The organism is Paraburkholderia sp. SIMBA_054 (assembly GCF_046534875.1).
Taxonomy (GTDB): Bacteria; Pseudomonadota; Gammaproteobacteria; order Burkholderiales; family Burkholderiaceae; genus Paraburkholderia; species Paraburkholderia hospita.
The window spans coordinates 1-485 of the sequence record NZ_JAWRXV010000235.1; the positions used below are offsets into that span (position 1 = coordinate 1).

At 63.7% G+C, this 485-nt stretch carries 1 pseudogene; it reads left to right on the forward strand.

The window, feature by feature from the left end:
- Positions 1 to 485, forward strand: a pseudogene (locus SB822_RS54925) (excinuclease ABC subunit UvrA); the annotation flags it as partial.

Genomic DNA, 485 nt, shown 5'->3' on the forward strand with positions numbered 1-485 from the left:
GTGAAGGGCTGGGACCGGCGCAACCAGTTCTACTTCCAGATGCTGCAAAGCCTCGCGGCGTTCTACGATTTCGACATCGACACCGCCGTCGAAGACCTGCCGGAAAAGGTCCGCAAGATCCTGCTGTTCGGCTCGGGCAAGCAGGAAATTCCGTTCTCGTACATCAACGAGCGCGGGCGCGCATCGGTCCGCGAGCATGTGTTCGAAGGCATCATTCCGAATCTCGAACGGCGTTACCGCGAAACCGATTCGGCCGCGGTGCGCGAGGAACTCGCCAAGTACCAGAACAATCAGCCGTGCCCCGCGTGCGCGGGCACGCGGCTGCGCCGCGAAGCGCGCTTCGTGCGGATCGGCGCGGACGGCGACGCGCGCGGCATCTACGAAATCAGCGGCTGGCCGTTGCGCGATGCGCTCGGCTACTTCCAGACGCTGCGCCTCGAAGGCTCGAAGCGCGAGATCGCCGACAAGGTCATCAAGGAAATCGT